Raw genomic sequence first — 16,814 nt, forward strand, 5'->3', positions numbered from 1 at the left:
TACCAATCACTAAGATGATTGCAATGTCTACATAGAGTAGTCAATCACGATACGTCCCTCAATCTTGCCATCACGCATACGATCAAGAATATCATTGATATTCTCAAGCGGCTCAGCGGCAACGGTCGCTTTTACTTTACCTTCCGCCGCCATATCTAGCGACTCTTGTAGGTCCAGGCGTGTACCAACGATTGAGCCACGAATGGTAATACCATTTAGTACCGTATCAAAGATAGAGACAGGGAAGTCGCCTGTTGGCAGACCATTACAGACTAAAGTACCACCGCGGCGTAGCATGGTTAGTGCTTGATCAAAGGCCTTAGAGGAGACGGCTGTCACTAGCACACCATGAGCACCGCCGATCTCTTCTTGCAGATACTCACCAGGATCGGTGTTTTTGGCATTGACGGTGACTTTTGCCCCCAGTTTTTTGGCAAAATCGAGCTTTTCATCGTCAATATCGACGGCAGCAACGTTCAGTCCCATGGCAATGGCGTACTGTACCGCCATGTGACCAAGTCCACCGATACCTGAAATGACGACCCAATCACCTGGTTTGGTGTCTGTCATTTTCAGACCTTTATATACCGTCACACCCGCACATAGAACTGGTGCAATCTCAACAGAGTCAACGCTCTCAGGAATAATGCCAACATAGTCAGCATCTGCCAATACGTATTCTGCAAAGCTACCATTCACTGAATAACCAGAGTTCTCTTGACTTAGGCACAGGGTTTCCCAGCCACCTAGACAGTGCGTACAGTGACCACAGGCAGAGTAGAGCCAAGGCACACCGACACGGTCGCCTTCTTTGACATGCTTAACACCTTCACCCACAGCAGTGATCAGGCCGACACCTTCATGACCAGGGATAAACGGGGGGCTTGGTTTGACTGGCCAATCGCCTTCGACAGCATGCAGGTCGGTATGACAGACACCTGATGCCTGCATTTTTACTACAATTTGACCAGGACCTGGGGTAGGGATATCAACTTCTTCAATCTGCAGAGGTTGGTTGAACTCGTGCAGAACCGCAGCTTTCATTTTATTACTCATGGTATAACTCCTTATTACTAGCAGTCACTAATGCTCGACTTAGTCTTTTAAACTGCCAATTATTTTACATGTAGATGCTTAGTAAGCATCGAGTTTGCACCTTACGCTTCCTTGTAAGGTGCTTTAGCAAATAGTGTTTAAAAGAACCCCATCGCTTTTGGACTATACGATAACAGCATGTTTTTGGTTTGCTGATAATGATCAAGCATCATTAGATGGTTTTCGCGGCCGATACCCGATTGCTTGTAGCCGCCAAGTGCGGAATGCGAAGGATAGATGTGGTAGCAGTTGGTCCACACGCGACCTGCTTGGATGCCACGTCCGAAGCGATAGGCTTTGTGTACACTGCGTGTCCAGACTCCAGCACCAAGACCATATAAGGTATCATTGGCAATGCTCATGGCCTCTTCGTCGTCTTTAAATTTCGTGACGGCAAGTACTGGTCCAAAGATTTCCTCTTGGAACACGCGCATGTCGTTAGTGCCTTCAAAGATAGTGGGCTGCACATAGTAGCCATCTGCAAGGTCGCCGTCATGCTTGGCTTGTTCTCCACCGACCAATACTTTGGCCCCTTCTTTTTTGCCAATATCCAGATAAGAGAGGATTTTTTCTAACTGGTCTGTGCTGGCTTGGGCGCCAATCATGGTATCAGTATCTAATGGGTTACCCATTTTGATGGCTTTGACGCGCTCGATACAGCGCTTCATAAACTCATCATAAATGCTCTCGTGTACTAATGCGCGCGACGGACAAGTACAGACTTCACCTTGGTTAAGCGCAAACATCACTAGACCTTCGACCGCTTTGTCCAAGAAATCATCGTCTTCGTCCATGACATCAGCAAAGAAGATATTTGGACTCTTACCACCCAGCTCTAGGGTCACTGGAATGATGTTTTCACTGGCGTACTGCATGATTAGGCGACCAGTAGTCGTCTCACCAGTAAAGGCAACTTTATTGATACGTGGATTGGAGGCAAGCGGCTTACCAGCTTCAACTCCGAAACCGTTGACCACGTTGAGGACACCTTTTGGTAAGATATCAGCAATCCCGATCGTCTCTAGCATAAATAGGATAGAGGCAGGCGTTTGCTCTGCAGGCTTGAGTACTATACAGTTACCAGCAGCAAGCGCAGGGGCTAGCTTCCATACTGCCATGAGGATCGGAAAGTTCCATGGGATAATTTGGCCGACGACACCAAGTGGCTCATGGAAGTGATAAGCAACCGTGTCATCATCAATTTGACTGATGCCGCCTTCTTGTGCACGAATGGCACTGGCAAAATAGCGAAAGTGATCGACAGCTAATGGAATGTCTGCTGCTAGGGTTTCACGTACAGGCTTGCCGTTTTCATACGTTTCGGCAATGGCGATGGCTTCTAAATTGGCTTCCATCTTATCTGCAATTTTGAGCAGTAGATTGGCACGTTCAGCGACACTGGTTTTGCCCCAAGCGTCTTTGGCAGCATGAGCAGCGTCTAAGGCTTTTTCAATATCGGCTTCTTTTGAACGGGCGACTTGGCAGATGACTTTACCGTCAATGGGGCTGGTGTTGTCAAAGTATTCTCCATCGGCTGGTGCGACCCACTCACCATTGATAAAGTTGTCATATTTTTCGCGGAATTGGACGGGGCTGTTTTCTGTATTGGGATAGGCGTGTAGCATTAACGACTCCTTGTTGTATTAATTTATAAAGCAAATAAACGTTCAAGCCTTTGATATATGATCTTTTGAGGTCATATCTATAAAGTCACTTGCACGGCTTTTCTGGATCCTCCTGATCAGGTTGTCAGTCTATCCTACTGAACTTTTATACATATAGATAGGTACTTTTAGTAAAGCAAATCAGGTTGTTTCATAAATTTAGGTTATGCATAAGTATCTGCTTAAATTGGTTCGAAAACTTGGTACAGCTGTTATAATTGCTACCATTATGATGCTACGACGGTAGTTTCCTTTTTCTTATGTTATTGGTTGGTTTGGATATATGCGTCAATCTTCTGCTCTTGATATCTTAAAAACAGGTCAAAATGTGTTTTTGACTGGCTCAGCAGGCTCAGGTAAAACTTATACTCTCAACCAGTACATCAATTACTTACGCGCGCGCCGTGTGCCAGTTGCTGTGACTGCTAGTACGGGTATCGCGGCGACACACATGAACGGCACGACTATCCATAGTTGGTCAGGTATAGGCATCAAAGACGAGTTGTCTGATCGTGATTTGACCAATTTATCGCGTAAGCAGTTTTTAGCAGACAGATTAAAAGACACGGCGGTATTGATCATCGATGAGATTTCCATGCTGCATGCCAAGCAGCTTAACCTAGTCAACCAAGTGCTCAAGCATGTGCGAAAAAACGATGCGGCATTTGGTGGTATACAAGTGGTGGTTGCAGGGGACTTTTTTCAGTTACCACCGATTGGAAGTAAGGGTGAGAGTAACCGAGAAAAGTTTGCTTTTATGTCTGAGGCCTGGCTCGATGCTAAGTTCCATATTTGTTATTTATCCGAGCAGCATCGGCAAGTCAGTGAGGCCGCTAATGGTGGTCTCGATTTGGATGATATTCTCAATCAGATTCGCAGACAAGAAGTCACTTTTGAGGCGATTGCGGCATTGGAAGCTACCTTTGATCAAAACGTCGATATCAATCGCACCCGTCTTTATACCCATAATCTCAACGTTAATAAAATCAATGATAAAGAGCTGGCCGCCTTAGATGGGGATATGATGCGTTTTGAGGCCACCTCGACTGGCGATAGTAAATTGGTTGAGACCCTCAAAAAAACGGTACGCACTCAAGATGAGCTGATTCTAAAAGTTGGTGCTAAGGTAATGTTTATCAAAAACAACACTGAGCTTGGTGTGTCCAACGGTACCATGGGTGAATTGATAGGCTTTGCTGCTGTCAAAGTTGATGACAGTCAGAATGATAGTAATGCCTTAATCGACAATGAGGATGGTGTCGATACAGACAACACTACCGACAGTGAGACAGATACTGCTAAGAGTGACAAAGACAACGCTAAAAAAGATCAAAAAAACCCAAAGAGTAAGAAAGCCGTCACACAAAAAATGCCAGTGGTCAGGCTCAATTCAGGCCGCGAGGTCATCGCTGAGCCTGAAGAGTGGATCATCGAAGATGAGACTGGAGATGTGCTAGCAAGTTACCTGCAAGTGCCGCTCTGTCTGGCATGGGCGATTACCATTCATAAATCGCAAGGCATGACGCTTGATGCGGCTGAGATTGATTTATCGCGTACTTTTGAGCTTGGGCAAGGCTACGTGGCACTATCACGGCTCAAATCGCTGGCAGGTTTGCAGCTGCTTGGTATGAATAAAATGAGCTTGCAACTTGATCCATTGGCGCGGGGCGCTGATAAGCGCTTTTTGGAGTTGTCGGAAGACGCTGATGCCAACTATGCGATGCTCGATGAAAAAAGCATGACGCAGGCTCATGATAAGTTTATTTTAAAATCAGGTGGCACGCTCAGTAAGTCAGTCATTGAGGCCTATGCCAGTCTACAGAAAAGACGCCATGAGCGCCTGCAAGCGCAGCAAGAAAAGAAGCAAAAGCGTGGTAATCAGGTTGCTGATAAATCTGAGAGTACATTGGTTGCGACGCGTTTACTATTAGAAGAGAGTCTGTCTATCGCTGATATTGCACAGACGCGTGAGCTTGCGCAGTCGACGATTATGCGCCATATTAGTGAGCTTAAACGCCAAGACCCAAGCCTTGCATGCGATCATCTGCGCCCTGAAGATGAGGTAATGACAGCTGTTGGTAATGCTTATGTGGCGATTAAAGTGGCCAATAACCCCAATGACTTCAATGATGATGGCAGCGTAAAAATTAAGCCTATTTACGAGAGTCTCAAACAAAGCGTTGATTATAATACTATTCGTTTGGCGCTGATCTTTATTACCCCTTAATGCTTTTTTATCAGTACTAATTATCAGTACTAACCTTCTATGTTCACTTACATCACTTCCTACCTTTATAGCGATACCTTGTCATGCCTGATTTTTCTAGCGCCACCTACCGACTTACGTCAGATCCTGCTGTAGCGGCGGCAGGGCTTCATGCAACCAGCGAGCACACGCAGCCGCTGAGAGTCGCCATTAATGGTTTCGGGCGTATAGGGCGAAATGTCCTGCGCGCGCTGCTAGAGCGTTTTGAGGTGTTAGGCCGCGCCATTCATGTAGTCGCCATCAATGACTTGGCACCAGCCGATATTTTATTGCATTTACTAAAGTTTGACAGTACTCATGGCCGATTGAGTCGTCTTGGCGTCAGTGCAGACATAGTAGACAGTATGGCTGATGAATATAGCCAAACCCAACTGTGCTTGACCAAAAATAACCACACCTACTGTATCCGTATGCTTTCAGAGCCAGATCCCAAGCAGTTGCCTTGGCAGACGCTAGGAATCGATGTGGTATTGGAGTGTACAGGATATTTTCGTTCTTACGACCAAGCGCATCAGCATATCGAAGCGGGTGCTCAGCAAGTTATCATTGGCGCCGCGCCTTTTGACGATGTAGACGCTTGCATTGTGATGGGCGTTAATACCGAGCTACTGACATGTGATCTACCGATAATTTCAAGCGTATCTTGTACTACGCAGGCATTGGTACCGCTGATAGATACGCTTGATAAGGCTTTCGGTGTGCAGTCGGCCATGATGACCGAAATTCATGCGGTGACCGCTGATCAAACGGTACTGGATCAGGCGCATCGTGATCCAAGAAGAGCGCGGGCGTCAGGGCATAATATCATTCCTACTACTTCTAGCAGTATTGCAGCGACAGAGCGTGTATTGCCAAGCATGGTAGGTAAGATTAACGGTCATTCTATTCGTGTGCCAACCATCAACGTCGCCGCTATTGATGTGACCTTTGTATTCAACGCGCCAGATGTCAGTGTCGATGCGATGCGAGAAGTGCTTATATCTGCGAGCCAAGCGCATTTGCTCGATATCATGACCTATACTGAGGAACCATTGGTCTCAAGTGATTTCATTCATCAGTCTGAGTCGCTTATCATCGATGGTCAGCAGCTTATGCAGGTGGGCAATCAATATAAGGTTTTTGCGTGGTATGATAATGAGTGGGGCTATGCCAATAGGCTGCTTGATATGTGTTTGCATCTGGCCTCTAGCAAGCAAGTATGACCCAAAAAACGCTTAGTGATAAAATAATTAAAGTTTTTTTAGATATGCGCTTGCATTCTTATTTCATATCGCTATAATGATGCACAAATGGAGACGTGGCAGAGCGGTTGAATGCACCGGTCTTGAAAACCGACAAGGGTTCATAGCCCTTCGAGAGTTCGAATCTCTCCGTCTCCGCCAAATTCAAAAAGCCCCAATCAGTCAATGATTGGGGCTTTTTTATGTCTTTAATAACTGTCCAAACCAACGCACATTAACTAAAAGTAAAAGGGATGATTGGCTGTAATTTGCGAATTTATTCTGCACTAATTTGAATCTCATTCTGCACTAGGTTTTTGTAACTCGTTCTGCACTAATGACCATCAAGCCGCAGTTGTTTAGACACTCATCATTACGCCGTGCGTTTCCAGCAATCTAACGTGGTCGACGGTTGCATATTATTATGCGATTTCGAACCTCCCGCTTCACCAGTGCTATGCGGACCTTGATTAACTCCTTTACCAGCTTCACCATAGTGCATTGTTGGACCTGTACGATCTCCATTGATATCTGGGGTGTCATAATCAGTCTTTGTATGTACGTGCTTAGGCATCTCATCAATAGTCAGTGTATGCTCACGTTCACCATATTCTTTACCGTGCGTGCGAAAGTCGATATGATCTTCTGGGTTATCAGAGAAACCAACCGCCACACGACCTTGTAGCGCGCGCTCCCACGTGCCGTAACCCTTGTAGGTCGTTACTGCTTCAGGTGTGAGGAAGTGCTCTGTCGTCCAGAACAACTCACCTATCTGTGTATCCTCGTAGGTTCGTAGTTCAAGCTCATCTATTCGTTGGCGCTCAGTCTTAATGAGGTCTTTATATTCCTTAATAGCATCCGTCAGCATTTTCTTTTCGCCAAACTGCTGTACTAGCGCCTTAAGTAACTGGCCGTTGTCAGATTTATCAAGCGTCAATCCCAAACCCTCAATGACGCCTGCCACCTCCTCTTGTAGCGCATTGGCCCAGTCAGGGGTGAAGTAAGTAGCGTCTTGATTCGGTAAGTCGCCATTGTCATGAAAGCCTGTCTTGCCTTCGCCATTGACGTTGGCACGTGCTGTGGCTGAGTCTATACGATGCATGGTGTGTCCTTATTTAATATCTAGTCTTAAAGAGGCGGGTAGGTAGTGGCGTGATAAGCACGCAAAGTCGGCAGTGATTGGCTTGGCTAACGTCAGTGTGACGCGGAAGCGCAAGCGGTCAGTATTGAGTGGGTCAACGCACGTGCCAAGGCACTGCATGGGCACGTAAGTTTGGATAGCTAGTACTGACTGGTTGTAGCGTGCAAATAGATTATTCAAACCGTCAAGGTTAAGCACGACATGGCCTTCACGCTTGACGCGCTCTATCTCTTGCTTACGTTCAGAGACACTGTCACCGACGCTGTTTTGACCGCAGAGCAGTGGTAAGCCATACTCACGCTCAAACTCATCTATCAGCTCATCAGGTATGCCATTTATAACGGCAAAAATCCGTGCAGCAGATGTTTTTACTAGATTTAGCGCCTTTGTATGTGCTATAATGTCCTTATATATAACTGTTTTATGGCTATGGTCATAAGCACCGTATGACAGATGATGCATGAGCACGTCTGCCATTTTGCTGTCTACTGCATCACTCATAGCGTCACCGTGATATTAGCAGGTCTTATCCAGCCGACTTGTTCCATGTTGACCGTGGGATTTAGGTTTTGGTTAGGCGTAAGTTGCACGTCGATCATGCCCGGTACCGCCATTATCAGGCTAGACAATACCGACTCTTTGTAGCTTTCCGCTGGTATTAATGCCGTCAGATAATCTTTAATAATGGCGCTGATCTCACCTGAGTTAATATTGATCCCCGTTACTTTTGCATCGACATTCAGCGCAACGACAGTCGGCTTAAAGGTACGCACGTCTTCCCAAAATGCCGCCGCATCTTTTAGCGCTTGTTCTGCTTGCGCGAGTAAGCTGTCACTGGGTAACGTTGCACCATTAGCGCCTTGTGCGGTAATAGCGACATCGACACTACCAGCGCCGCGGCGTATCGGATAAACATAAGCGTCAGCCACACCCGCCACGCCCAATACTGCTTGGCGCAAGTCATCGACGCGTGACAAGCTTTTCCCTAACTTCTTTTTATTCCACAAGCGTCCACGCCACCGCTCAAGGCTTTCGCCATCTGAGCCGCCACTAATCACATCCACTTGTGCGATACTCTGCATACCTGCTACTGGCGATACCCAGCGCAGTGTGCCAGTCGCATTAAACGCAGCGCCATCATCGCTTGCTTGTACAGGCACCAAAACCGCTTTTGTAGTAGATAAAGTTGCCGTGGATGTCGTCTGCCAGTAATGACCAAACCCATCGGTCAGCTTGCTACCAATCGGCAGTATGACGCCGTCAGTAGTACCGCTTGCCCATACTTGGCCTGTCGCTGTTGAGCCATCCAGACGAGGCAAACCCAGCTCCTCGCTATGTATATATAGGTATGGTTCGTCAGCTGTCTGTACAAATAACTGCTTGAGTATGTGCTCTTGATGGCTATACAAGCCCTCAGCCACAGCAGCGGTACCGCTTGCGCGCACTGACGCATCAGAATCACGCTTGGGCAGTATGCCTGTTTGATTGACATACTCTTGCATGATAATAGATTTGATATCACTATAACTGGGTGTCTGATACATTAGCCTGCTACCTGTACGTTAATAGATGTAGTGGTTTGACTGCCATCGGCTTGGGTTAGTACTGCCTGCATAGGTAAATATCCTGACTTAGACATAAGGCCGATATTTACGCTAATATCCGTTAGATAGTATGGTGCTCGTAATGGCTCTAACGCTTCACGCACCCACGCCAGTGCCTGACGGCGCATACGTGGCACATCTTTGCTACGCTTAAGCTTATATAGCTCACTACCCAGCTCGCTGTCTGCAAAGTAGGAGCCTTTTGGGGTCAGCAGTCGTAAGTAAGCCGCTTCAGCAAGGGCTTGACTGCCTGTATAAGGCGGGGTGTTAATACCCTCTAGCGTGTAGTCGTTAATCGTTTGATCAAAGCGCATTTTATACTCCCATCTTATTAGCAGGTGGCGCTGTACCTTCAGCGGCGTGTCCATGACCGTTATATGTTTGGCGCATTGCTTGCATCGTGCCAGTTTTGTCGGCTACATCACCAGTGGCTTTAATATCACCATCGACCTCTAAGCTTGTATTGATTTTGACCTTATCTTTTAAGAGTCGCAGCTCCACGCCATGTTGGTTATAGACCACGGTTTCACCCTCTGCCAGCTCAATCGCCACTGCATCACGACCAGCAACGATGACGAAGTTACGCGCCTTACCTGACATCGGTAGCATCACCACCTCAGCATCCTTGGGCAACCAACTGGCAAACCCTACTTGCTGATACAGTGGCACATCATCGACCAGCTCACCGCTGAGGCCCAGTACTTGCAAGGCTTTATTACCAGTACGCTTAATCGTACCGATAAGCGCCTGGCGCATCATAGGGGCTTTATTAAAAGGGTTCATTGCACACTCACTTTTTCATCATTTTTTTTATCAGGTCGGCATATTTGACAGGCTGCATCCAGTCTTCAAGACGCTTGAGTCTCAGCTCAGTAGTCTTGGCATTATTACGTGATAACAGAAGCGTACGGCCGTATATCACCCAGTCGCCAGACGCTCTAGGCATGACATTGCTGTCAAAGCTGACCTGCCACCCTGTACGCCACGGCTGACCGTTATGCGTCCAGCCTGATACTGGTAGCGTTAAGTCGCTGGCTGCAAGCCAAGCATCAGCCATTGCTTTGGCGGCAAACTTCTCCGCTTCCGCCTGAGTATCTGAGCGGCTATCACTGATTATCTTCTGCCGTTTAAGCGTCATGCGGTCGCTTTTGACAGTTGCCTTAAAGTTTTTGCCTTTATCATTTTGACCGACAATCTCCATGCTGCTAAAAGCGTTAGAGATGTCGTATTGATAGTCCGCATCTAACACATTGTTTTGCTCGTATCTATCATCGTTATACAGATAAAACTCAGGCTTAATAGCAGGCTGAGGCACATCAAACGGATTGCCAATCATCAGTGCACCGTCAGCCGATAGCCAGACATACTGCCCAGACGCTTGCGCTGCTGCGGTCAGCACATCCCAGATGGACTCGCCGATATCCACGCCTGTCTTGCCTTTGAGCCAGTCCTCTTGCACCTTACCAATAGTAATGGGCAAGTTTGCCAAGTCGCCACCAGTCACATAACGCTTAATCAGCTCGGACAAGCTTAGATTAGTCGCTGCATCGATCGGTGCTGAGCAGTCTATGAGTTGCCCAGCCAGATCACGGCCTGACAGATTGGTCATCAGTCCGCTACGACCCACCCGCTGGGTAATATTATCCAAAATACCCGTCAATACCGTCTCACCGTTACAGGTCACCTGACAAGTGGAGCCGCCACTGACATAGTCGGGCAGCACATCATGCTCAGCATCAAACCAGCTAAAGCTAAACGCATCGGCAGGCACACCGATATCACTATCGACACTCAGGTCATCCCACGTCGAGCACACCACGCCATCGATATGCAGCGCCATCTTGTCGTCAGTATCACCTTGCATAAGCGGCTACCTGCGTACCTGGCATGATGTTAGACGCATCGACCAGACCACGATTGAGACGAGCAAGCTCATCAGCACGGTCTTCATCACCATAGAGCAGGTGCGCCAATAGTCGCCAGGTGCAAGGCACGGTGACGCTATGAGTAATAAGGGGTGGACGGCTATTGATAGTCGCGTCAGTCAGCATTTGCAGCTGTGCAGCCGCTTGCTTTAGATCACGGATGATAGGCGTGACATCCGTATTGATAATAGGCAAGCTCTGATCTGTTTGTTCGGCCTGATCGCCGCGTACAGCATCGATGGCGTCCTGAATCTGTAGCCTAGCCTCATCATTAATGGCGATGAGATCATTAGGGGTTAAATTGGGGTTACGCTGCTCACCCTCTAATATGCTAATCACACCGCGGCTGATCATGGCAGCTGGCAGTACTTGCCCGACACGGCGTAGCGGGGTGATATCGCTGTCATTAAACACATCACCAATGGCCTTAATACGATTAAACAGCCTGCGCCAGTTGGACATAGGGTCATAATCTAGCGGTAACATCTTAACGATGCTATCTACATCGCCGACGATACTACCGAGCCAGATGGGCGGACTCAGTAGATTATCCATGCGCACTAGGTTGGTACCGAGGACGGTACGCACGGTGCGCAGCTTGCTACGTATGGTCTCAGGGATACTACGTGCTTGGGTAGCAGCGACTTCAGAACCGATCGCTATTAGCTGCTCTTGGTAGATGGTCAGCTCATCGCTTGGCGTTGACAATATAATACTGTCTGCCTGTGCCGCGCCTTCAGGCATAGGCTCTGGCGTGAAGTACTGGATATCACGTTTTGGGCTTTGAGTGACAAACTGCATCTCAACGGTACAGCCATCGACGATCTCGCTGTCATGTTTGACTCTATAGCTGGCACAGATGGCGTCTTGTTCGCCAAAGACGGGATGCACCAGTTCACCGACACCTTTGGCATCGAGTGCAGAGAGTAGCGACTCAAGCGCTTGCTCGTAGTCCACACCATCTACGATGGCGGTCATGCTTATGTTTTTGGGGTTGTTCCCCATGTCGTGAATCGTAGCATCATTGGCATACGGCGCTTGATGGGTCGCAAGCGCTTTGTCTTGGCTGTCATCGACGCCAAAGTACTCAAACTCGACGCCACGGAACGACGCATCATACAACGTATCTTGCCATGCCATAATTGACTCAAAGGTATATTGATAATGAGTGATTGTGGCATACTAAGGGCTTAATACACTGGGGATAAGGTTCCGAATTATGAGCAAAAGCTTTAAAATAACAATGACGTTAATAGCTTTAATCGTAGGCGTGTTTGCTATATTTGTGGCAAAGGCTGTGAATGATGCGCCGCCCAAACCAGACAGTATAGTAGTCGTAGAGCCTGTAGCGGAAGAGCCAGTTGTAGAGGAAACTGTAATACAACCCTACACTCAACCGCCAAAAACAAAAGAGATGGCGCATAAGTTTGCTAATAAGATATATGCAGAGATATATGAAAACGATATTTATATGTTTGATGCCTATAGTCATGGTGAAGTTGAGACCTTACAAAAACTAACGTACAACTTTAATAGAGTAGTTAGCTCATTTAAAAGTTATGGCGATGACCCTAATTGGACTCTAGCGCCTTACTACGATTGCGAAAGCGCACAGTTTGAACAGCGTAACTTATTATTTGCTCTAGAGCGCGACTTACGAGCAAATGATGCGGACAGCCGTAAGCAAATTCGTTATCGCCAAGGTCGGTTTGATAAAGCATTTGAAAAGTGTCAGTCAAGAGTAGAAATGACTCCTGAGCAAGCGCAAGAGTCATACGATATTGAACAATCTTAATTTCTATAAGGCCCATACTTCCCGCGCTTTGACTGCTTATCTATCTCGCTCATCATATTCATCGCCGTTGAGTGCCCACCAATAGTGATAGTAGGATTAAACGTCGGCACGGGTTTGGCTGCGATAGCAGACAGATGCGATATCATAATGCTTTGCTGTGACGCCATTTGTGACTGTATCTGCTTAGTCTGACTCTGCTCTCTGACCATCTCATCTTGTTTAGCTTTGGTCTGCTGTTGCTCGGCAATTAGCTGATCAGTTTTAGCGTTAGCATCGAGGGCGGCTTGTGCAGTGTCGTTACCAAACAGTGCAAGCGCTTGAGCGACTTTTTCACCGATACCATCACCAAGGGCGGTACCAGCGATGAGTTTGTCATTGATGACAGTACCAACTCCATAACCTGCTACACCCGCTGCACCTACCAATCCCGCTTTACCTGCAAACTTTGCAGCCCCCTTTGCTGCACCAGCTGCGCCGCCTGTGCCACCTAACAAACCACCAATTGCACCAGCTGCGCCAATAGCAGCAAGTGCTGTACCAGCAGCATAGGCCGCCGTTGCCAGCCCTTCATGCCTTTCCATAAAACCACCAAGCGACTGATTAAACCCACTCAGCTGCTCATTGACCTGTTTATATAATCCATAGTTGATATTGAGCTGCTCTTGCTGACGGCTCATTGCCGTTGCCCACTCATCACCCTTAAACACTTCATACAGATCATCAATCGTACCATCAGCTTTATCTAAGCCACTTTTAATACGCTCATTCTCAGCGCCATTGGTACTGATAGCCAATGCCGCCATAAGCGCCTGACGGTCAGCGATTACCTCACCAAGATTTGAGCCTTCGAGCATCTCACTCATCTGCTCGTAGAGTGCCTGCGCTTCTTTACCTTTGGCGCTACCAGCTTGTTGCTTCAGTGCTTGATACTGACTATCGCCTGAAAGTTGGCGCTCAAGCAAGCTAACAAACGCATCGACTTGATCGACGCCTTGCGCCTTTTGCTGACGTGCATATGCAGGCCAATCCAGACCGCCTCCTTGTGCCTTGGGTATTGTTGGATCCCCTGCTTGCGGTTCGATTTTTTTATTAATCGACATACGGAACTCACGCGAGTTCAGCTTTTGCAGTAGATTGACTACGTTGTTACCCGCTTCATCCTGATTACCTGCGGTGTTGATAGCGACTTGGTTCATGGCGACGATTTTTCTTAGGCCATCAAGCCCACCATAACCTGCACTTTTGGCAAGCGGTAGCTGACGACTCAGATACTGTGCCATCGTGTCGTATTCAAACCCACCCATCTGTCCACCAGCCACTGCAATATCTTGACCTCGGGCGATATCTTGGGGATTTAGCCCAAAGTTACGCAGTTGCAATGTTACCGCTGCCGCATCAGTCGATTGCGCATCCGTGACAAATGACGCGCGCTGTGTCGCGCCCAGCACCTCTTTAACTGATGACAGGTCGTACTGACCGCTGGCAATGAGCGTATCCGCCGCGGCGATAGCACCCTCACGAGTTCCGCCACCTGATCGCACCGCATCCATGACTGTTTTATCCAGCTCTACCTTAATCAGCTTACGCTCAGCGACACTCATGCCCTGACCATAAGTTGCAGTAGCAGCAGCACGTGCCACTTGTTCATCATAGGTTCGTGCAGGCTTAATCTGACTATTCACCACAGCAGCGCCAGCTACCACACCACCAACGACAGCGCCAGCCGTTTGCATCTTACCCATCAGACTGCCTGACGTGCGCAGCTCACCATTCAGCCGTCGCACCTCCTCCCGCATCGCCCGATGAGCGCGGCGGATATCATTGGCCGATGCCACACCCGAGTCACGCAGGCGGCGATACGAGCGCTGCTGATTGCGGATTTCCCGATCGATCTGCCGCTGAGTCCGCAGCCCTAGCCGATTCATATCATTAATAGATCGCGTGTCACGGATGTTTTGTTGCGCGATACGGCGCAGCTCAGGGCCAGCATTGCCAGTCAGTTGTAGGCGCAGACTAACGGTTTGAGTAGACATAGAGCCGCCTTATATTATGCAGTGGTTTTTGACTTACGCCGTGCAGCGACGAGCTTGCGCGGCGCATTGGCAGTAACAGAGGGGTTGGGTTTATTCGCAGTCGCTGCTGGAGTATCTTTTTTGTGTTTAGACTTAGCGTTATGTGGAGAGATACCCAGCATATCTAACGCCATATCGACGGGCATGTCCCATGCATCAGAGTAGGGCACACCCATCTTGACCAGTAGCCCGACTAAGCGGACTTGGTCGCCACATCGCGCTCTTTTTTTTCCAGCAGCATGCGGGCGATTTCTAGCTCACGGCCGTCTTGACGACTGGCAGTGTCTAGCTCATCATATGTCAAGCTACGACCAAGCGCGGGCACATGTGTCATGGCCGCCAGGTCCACCAGTACTTGCAAGTCGGTCTCACGGGCATTCATCGATGCCGCATAGCTTTGACCCACCGTGATAGGCGTCAGCTCGACGTCTTTATAGCGCGTGCCATCGACCACGATACCGACAGGCAGTGTGACAAACTCACACAGAGTCGCGGATTGCTTTTCTTTTGCTTTGGTCATGATTACCTCTACTCTTTACAATGGTTTATGATTTACGATCGACTACGCCTCAGGTTGGCCTTCCTCGATCTTATCGAGAGCAAACATCTCGATAGAGCGCACCGCCTCACCGTCGAGCTTGTAGCTCTCTGACACATCGGTGGCTTCACAGCCTGTATACGTTGTCCGATGGCCGCCATCGAGCGACTCAATAGTGACACGACCATCTTCGATTGCTCCCCAGTTGATATCACCTGTTTCTGGGATGATGACCTCGACCGACAGCGTGATAGAGCTTGTCGTCTTGGTCTTCTTCCGCGTGCGCCCTTGACGGTTCATCGTTGCCACAGGCTTTTTACCTGTCATAAACTTGGGGCTAGCGCTGGTACAGTCATACTCTACGCCATCCACCGTTAGCACGATAGTACCTACTACATCTGCATCACTCATGATTTTATCCTTTTGTTTTTAGTTTTGATTTGCCGTAGGCTGGGCTTTTAGCCCTGAGAGCCGTATAAAAATTGCATGTCAATTTTAGGCTCGCAAGGGAAATCCTTTAAATAGGATTTCTAATAGCTCTGCCCTAGTACACATCCAAAGTCGTATTAATCACATGCATACCACGTACCTGAGGAGCGTTTAAAAAAAGCACTGCTTTTTTAGCTCCGCAAGAGAAAATTCCTTAAAGGGAATTTTCTAATAGCTCTGCCCTAATACACATCCAGCGTCGTATTAATCACGTGCATACCACGCACCCAGTGTGAAGGAATACGCGCATCCACCGCTGTCTTATCAAGCTTGGACTGACTGACGGTCAGCTGCTCTTTGGTCGCTTGTACGTGCTCCAGTATCTCCGCATCGTCCATTTTGAGACAGCGATCGAGCATCAGACTACGCAGATCACGACGACTCGCAGCAGTATTCTTACGGCGCGGATTGGCACCGACGGCACTACGCAGGTCACGGCGCACATAGCGCAGTACCAGCGCCCCATTGATGTCGAGTAGTAGATCATCATCAGCGCCCGTTACCGCATTGGTACGGTACGTGCTGATAAGACGCACAATCTCAGGCTTGCTGTCATGACCGACAGTGACCATCGCCACGCCATCGTTGAGCGCTTGCTCGATGCGCGTCTTAGTCAAGCGCAGACTACCTTCGACGACTGGCAGCGCAGGCAGTTTGCAGCCGTTAAATGGCAGCGCGGGGTCGGCCTCAGATGCGATGGTCGCAGCGATAGACGCTGATAGCTCTGGCTCATAGCCGATAGCACCGTGATAGCAGACCGCCACGATGCGGTAGCACGACTTGACCGCAGGATAGGCCGCAAAGGCAGTGGCGGCGTCCACATCGTCAAACGGCACGATGAGGATCGCGTCATTTTGCTCGGTTTTGCTCGATACAAACTCTAAGTGCTCGACCCAGCTGTTTGCTGTGGCCTCGTCGGCGATAGGGGCGTCTAGGACGATGAGTGAGTGCCCGTGCGGGGCTAGGGTTTGGTTTGGCATTGGGGTTTCCTTGTGCTTAGTGGGC

At 48.5% G+C, this 16,814-nt stretch carries 17 protein-coding genes and 1 tRNA gene; 4 read left to right on the forward strand and 14 right to left on the reverse strand.

What is annotated here, in order from left to right; genetic code table 11:
• Positions 1–27: 27 nt before the first annotated feature.
• Together adhP and exaC are read right to left on the reverse strand one after the other, a co-directional pair.
• Entirely contained in the window at positions 28–1,056 is a 1,029-nt protein-coding gene (gene adhP / locus JMX03_RS04450) for an alcohol dehydrogenase AdhP (protein WP_201575212.1), read from the reverse strand.
• A 137-nt stretch (positions 1,057–1,193) separates the two neighbouring features.
• The gene (gene exaC / locus JMX03_RS04455) at positions 1,194–2,720 is read right to left on the reverse strand and encodes an acetaldehyde dehydrogenase ExaC (RefSeq protein WP_201594770.1); all 1,527 of its coding nucleotides are present in this window, start codon (positions 2,718–2,720) and stop codon (positions 1,194–1,196) included.
• Between the two features lie 322 nt (positions 2,721–3,042).
• Here exaC and JMX03_RS04460 point away from each other — a divergent pair, with 322 nt between their 5' ends.
• The 3 genes from JMX03_RS04460 to JMX03_RS04470 all read left to right on the forward strand — a co-directional run bounded on the left by JMX03_RS04460 (position 3,043) and on the right by JMX03_RS04470 (position 6,407).
• Positions 3,043–4,986 (forward strand): AAA family ATPase, encoded by a 1,944-nt coding sequence (locus tag JMX03_RS04460; protein WP_201594772.1) that lies wholly within the window; start codon positions 3,043–3,045, stop codon positions 4,984–4,986.
• An 83-nt stretch (positions 4,987–5,069) separates the two neighbouring features.
• Positions 5,070–6,227, forward strand: a complete 1,158-nt coding sequence (locus JMX03_RS04465) for a type I glyceraldehyde-3-phosphate dehydrogenase (protein ID WP_201594774.1) — start codon at positions 5,070–5,072, stop codon at positions 6,225–6,227.
• 89 nt (positions 6,228–6,316) lie between these two features.
• Positions 6,317–6,407, forward strand: a tRNA-Ser gene (locus JMX03_RS04470).
• Between the two features lie 211 nt (positions 6,408–6,618).
• Here JMX03_RS04470 and JMX03_RS04475 read toward each other — a convergent pair.
• From JMX03_RS04475 to JMX03_RS04505, 7 genes are read right to left on the reverse strand one after another with little or no spacing between them, the layout of a single operon-like run.
• Positions 6,619–7,347, reverse strand: a complete 729-nt coding sequence (locus JMX03_RS04475) for a phage baseplate protein (protein ID WP_201594776.1) — start codon at positions 7,345–7,347, stop codon at positions 6,619–6,621.
• A gap of 9 nt (positions 7,348–7,356) precedes the next feature.
• Positions 7,357–7,887 carry a hypothetical protein gene (locus JMX03_RS04480; protein ID WP_201594778.1) on the reverse strand — a complete coding sequence of 177 codons (531 nt, stop codon included), beginning with the start codon at positions 7,885–7,887 and terminating at the stop codon, positions 7,357–7,359.
• Entirely contained in the window at positions 7,884–8,930 is a 1,047-nt protein-coding gene (locus JMX03_RS04485; protein WP_201594780.1) for a baseplate J/gp47 family protein, read from the reverse strand. The genes JMX03_RS04480 and JMX03_RS04485 overlap by 4 nt, the downstream gene beginning before the upstream one ends.
• The gene (locus JMX03_RS04490; protein ID WP_201594782.1) at positions 8,930–9,304 is read right to left on the reverse strand and encodes a phage GP46 family protein; all 375 of its coding nucleotides are present in this window, start codon (positions 9,302–9,304) and stop codon (positions 8,930–8,932) included. Before JMX03_RS04490 ends, JMX03_RS04485 begins: the two co-directional genes overlap by 1 nt.
• A 1-nt stretch (position 9,305) precedes the next feature.
• Positions 9,306–9,773 carry a phage baseplate assembly protein domain-containing protein gene (locus JMX03_RS04495; RefSeq protein WP_201594783.1) on the reverse strand — a complete coding sequence of 156 codons (468 nt, stop codon included), beginning with the start codon at positions 9,771–9,773 and terminating at the stop codon, positions 9,306–9,308.
• A 7-nt stretch (positions 9,774–9,780) separates the two neighbouring features.
• On the reverse strand, positions 9,781–10,854 hold the full coding sequence (locus JMX03_RS04500) for a phage baseplate assembly protein (protein ID WP_201594785.1): 1,074 nt from the start codon (positions 10,852–10,854) through the stop codon (positions 9,781–9,783).
• Complete coding sequence (locus JMX03_RS04505) at positions 10,844–12,055, reverse strand: DNA circularization protein (protein ID WP_201594787.1); 1,212 nt, start codon at positions 12,053–12,055, stop codon at positions 10,844–10,846. The genes JMX03_RS04500 and JMX03_RS04505 overlap by 11 nt, the downstream gene beginning before the upstream one ends.
• 79 nt (positions 12,056–12,134) lie before the next feature.
• Between JMX03_RS04505 and JMX03_RS04510 the strand changes: the two genes are divergently transcribed.
• A complete protein-coding gene (locus tag JMX03_RS04510) occupies positions 12,135–12,710 on the forward strand; it encodes a hypothetical protein (protein ID WP_201594789.1) in 576 nt (191 codons plus the stop codon).
• Here the strand turns inward: JMX03_RS04510 and JMX03_RS04515 are convergent.
• The 5 genes from JMX03_RS04515 to JMX03_RS04535 all read right to left on the reverse strand — a co-directional run bounded on the left by JMX03_RS04515 (position 12,707) and on the right by JMX03_RS04535 (position 16,789).
• Positions 12,707–14,743, reverse strand: coding sequence for a phage tail tape measure protein (locus JMX03_RS04515; protein WP_201594791.1), 2,037 nt, complete (start codon positions 14,741–14,743; stop codon positions 12,707–12,709). The genes JMX03_RS04510 and JMX03_RS04515 overlap by 4 nt on opposite strands.
• Before the next feature lie 14 nt (positions 14,744–14,757).
• Positions 14,758–14,952 carry a hypothetical protein gene (locus JMX03_RS04520; RefSeq protein WP_201594793.1) on the reverse strand — a complete coding sequence of 65 codons (195 nt, stop codon included), beginning with the start codon at positions 14,950–14,952 and terminating at the stop codon, positions 14,758–14,760.
• Between the two features lie 23 nt (positions 14,953–14,975).
• A complete protein-coding gene (locus JMX03_RS04525) occupies positions 14,976–15,302 on the reverse strand; it encodes a hypothetical protein (protein WP_201594795.1) in 327 nt (108 codons plus the stop codon).
• A 42-nt stretch (positions 15,303–15,344) separates the two neighbouring features.
• Positions 15,345–15,731: a hypothetical protein gene (locus JMX03_RS04530; protein WP_201594797.1), complete on the reverse strand. Its 387-nt coding sequence runs from the start codon at positions 15,729–15,731 to the stop codon at positions 15,345–15,347.
• 260 nt (positions 15,732–15,991) lie between these two features.
• Positions 15,992–16,789, reverse strand: coding sequence for a phage tail protein (locus JMX03_RS04535; protein WP_201594799.1), 798 nt, complete (start codon positions 16,787–16,789; stop codon positions 15,992–15,994).
• Positions 16,790–16,814: the final 25 nt, after the last annotated feature.

This window comes from Psychrobacter fulvigenes, assembly GCF_904846155.1.
Lineage (GTDB): Bacteria > Pseudomonadota > Gammaproteobacteria > Pseudomonadales > Moraxellaceae > Psychrobacter > Psychrobacter fulvigenes.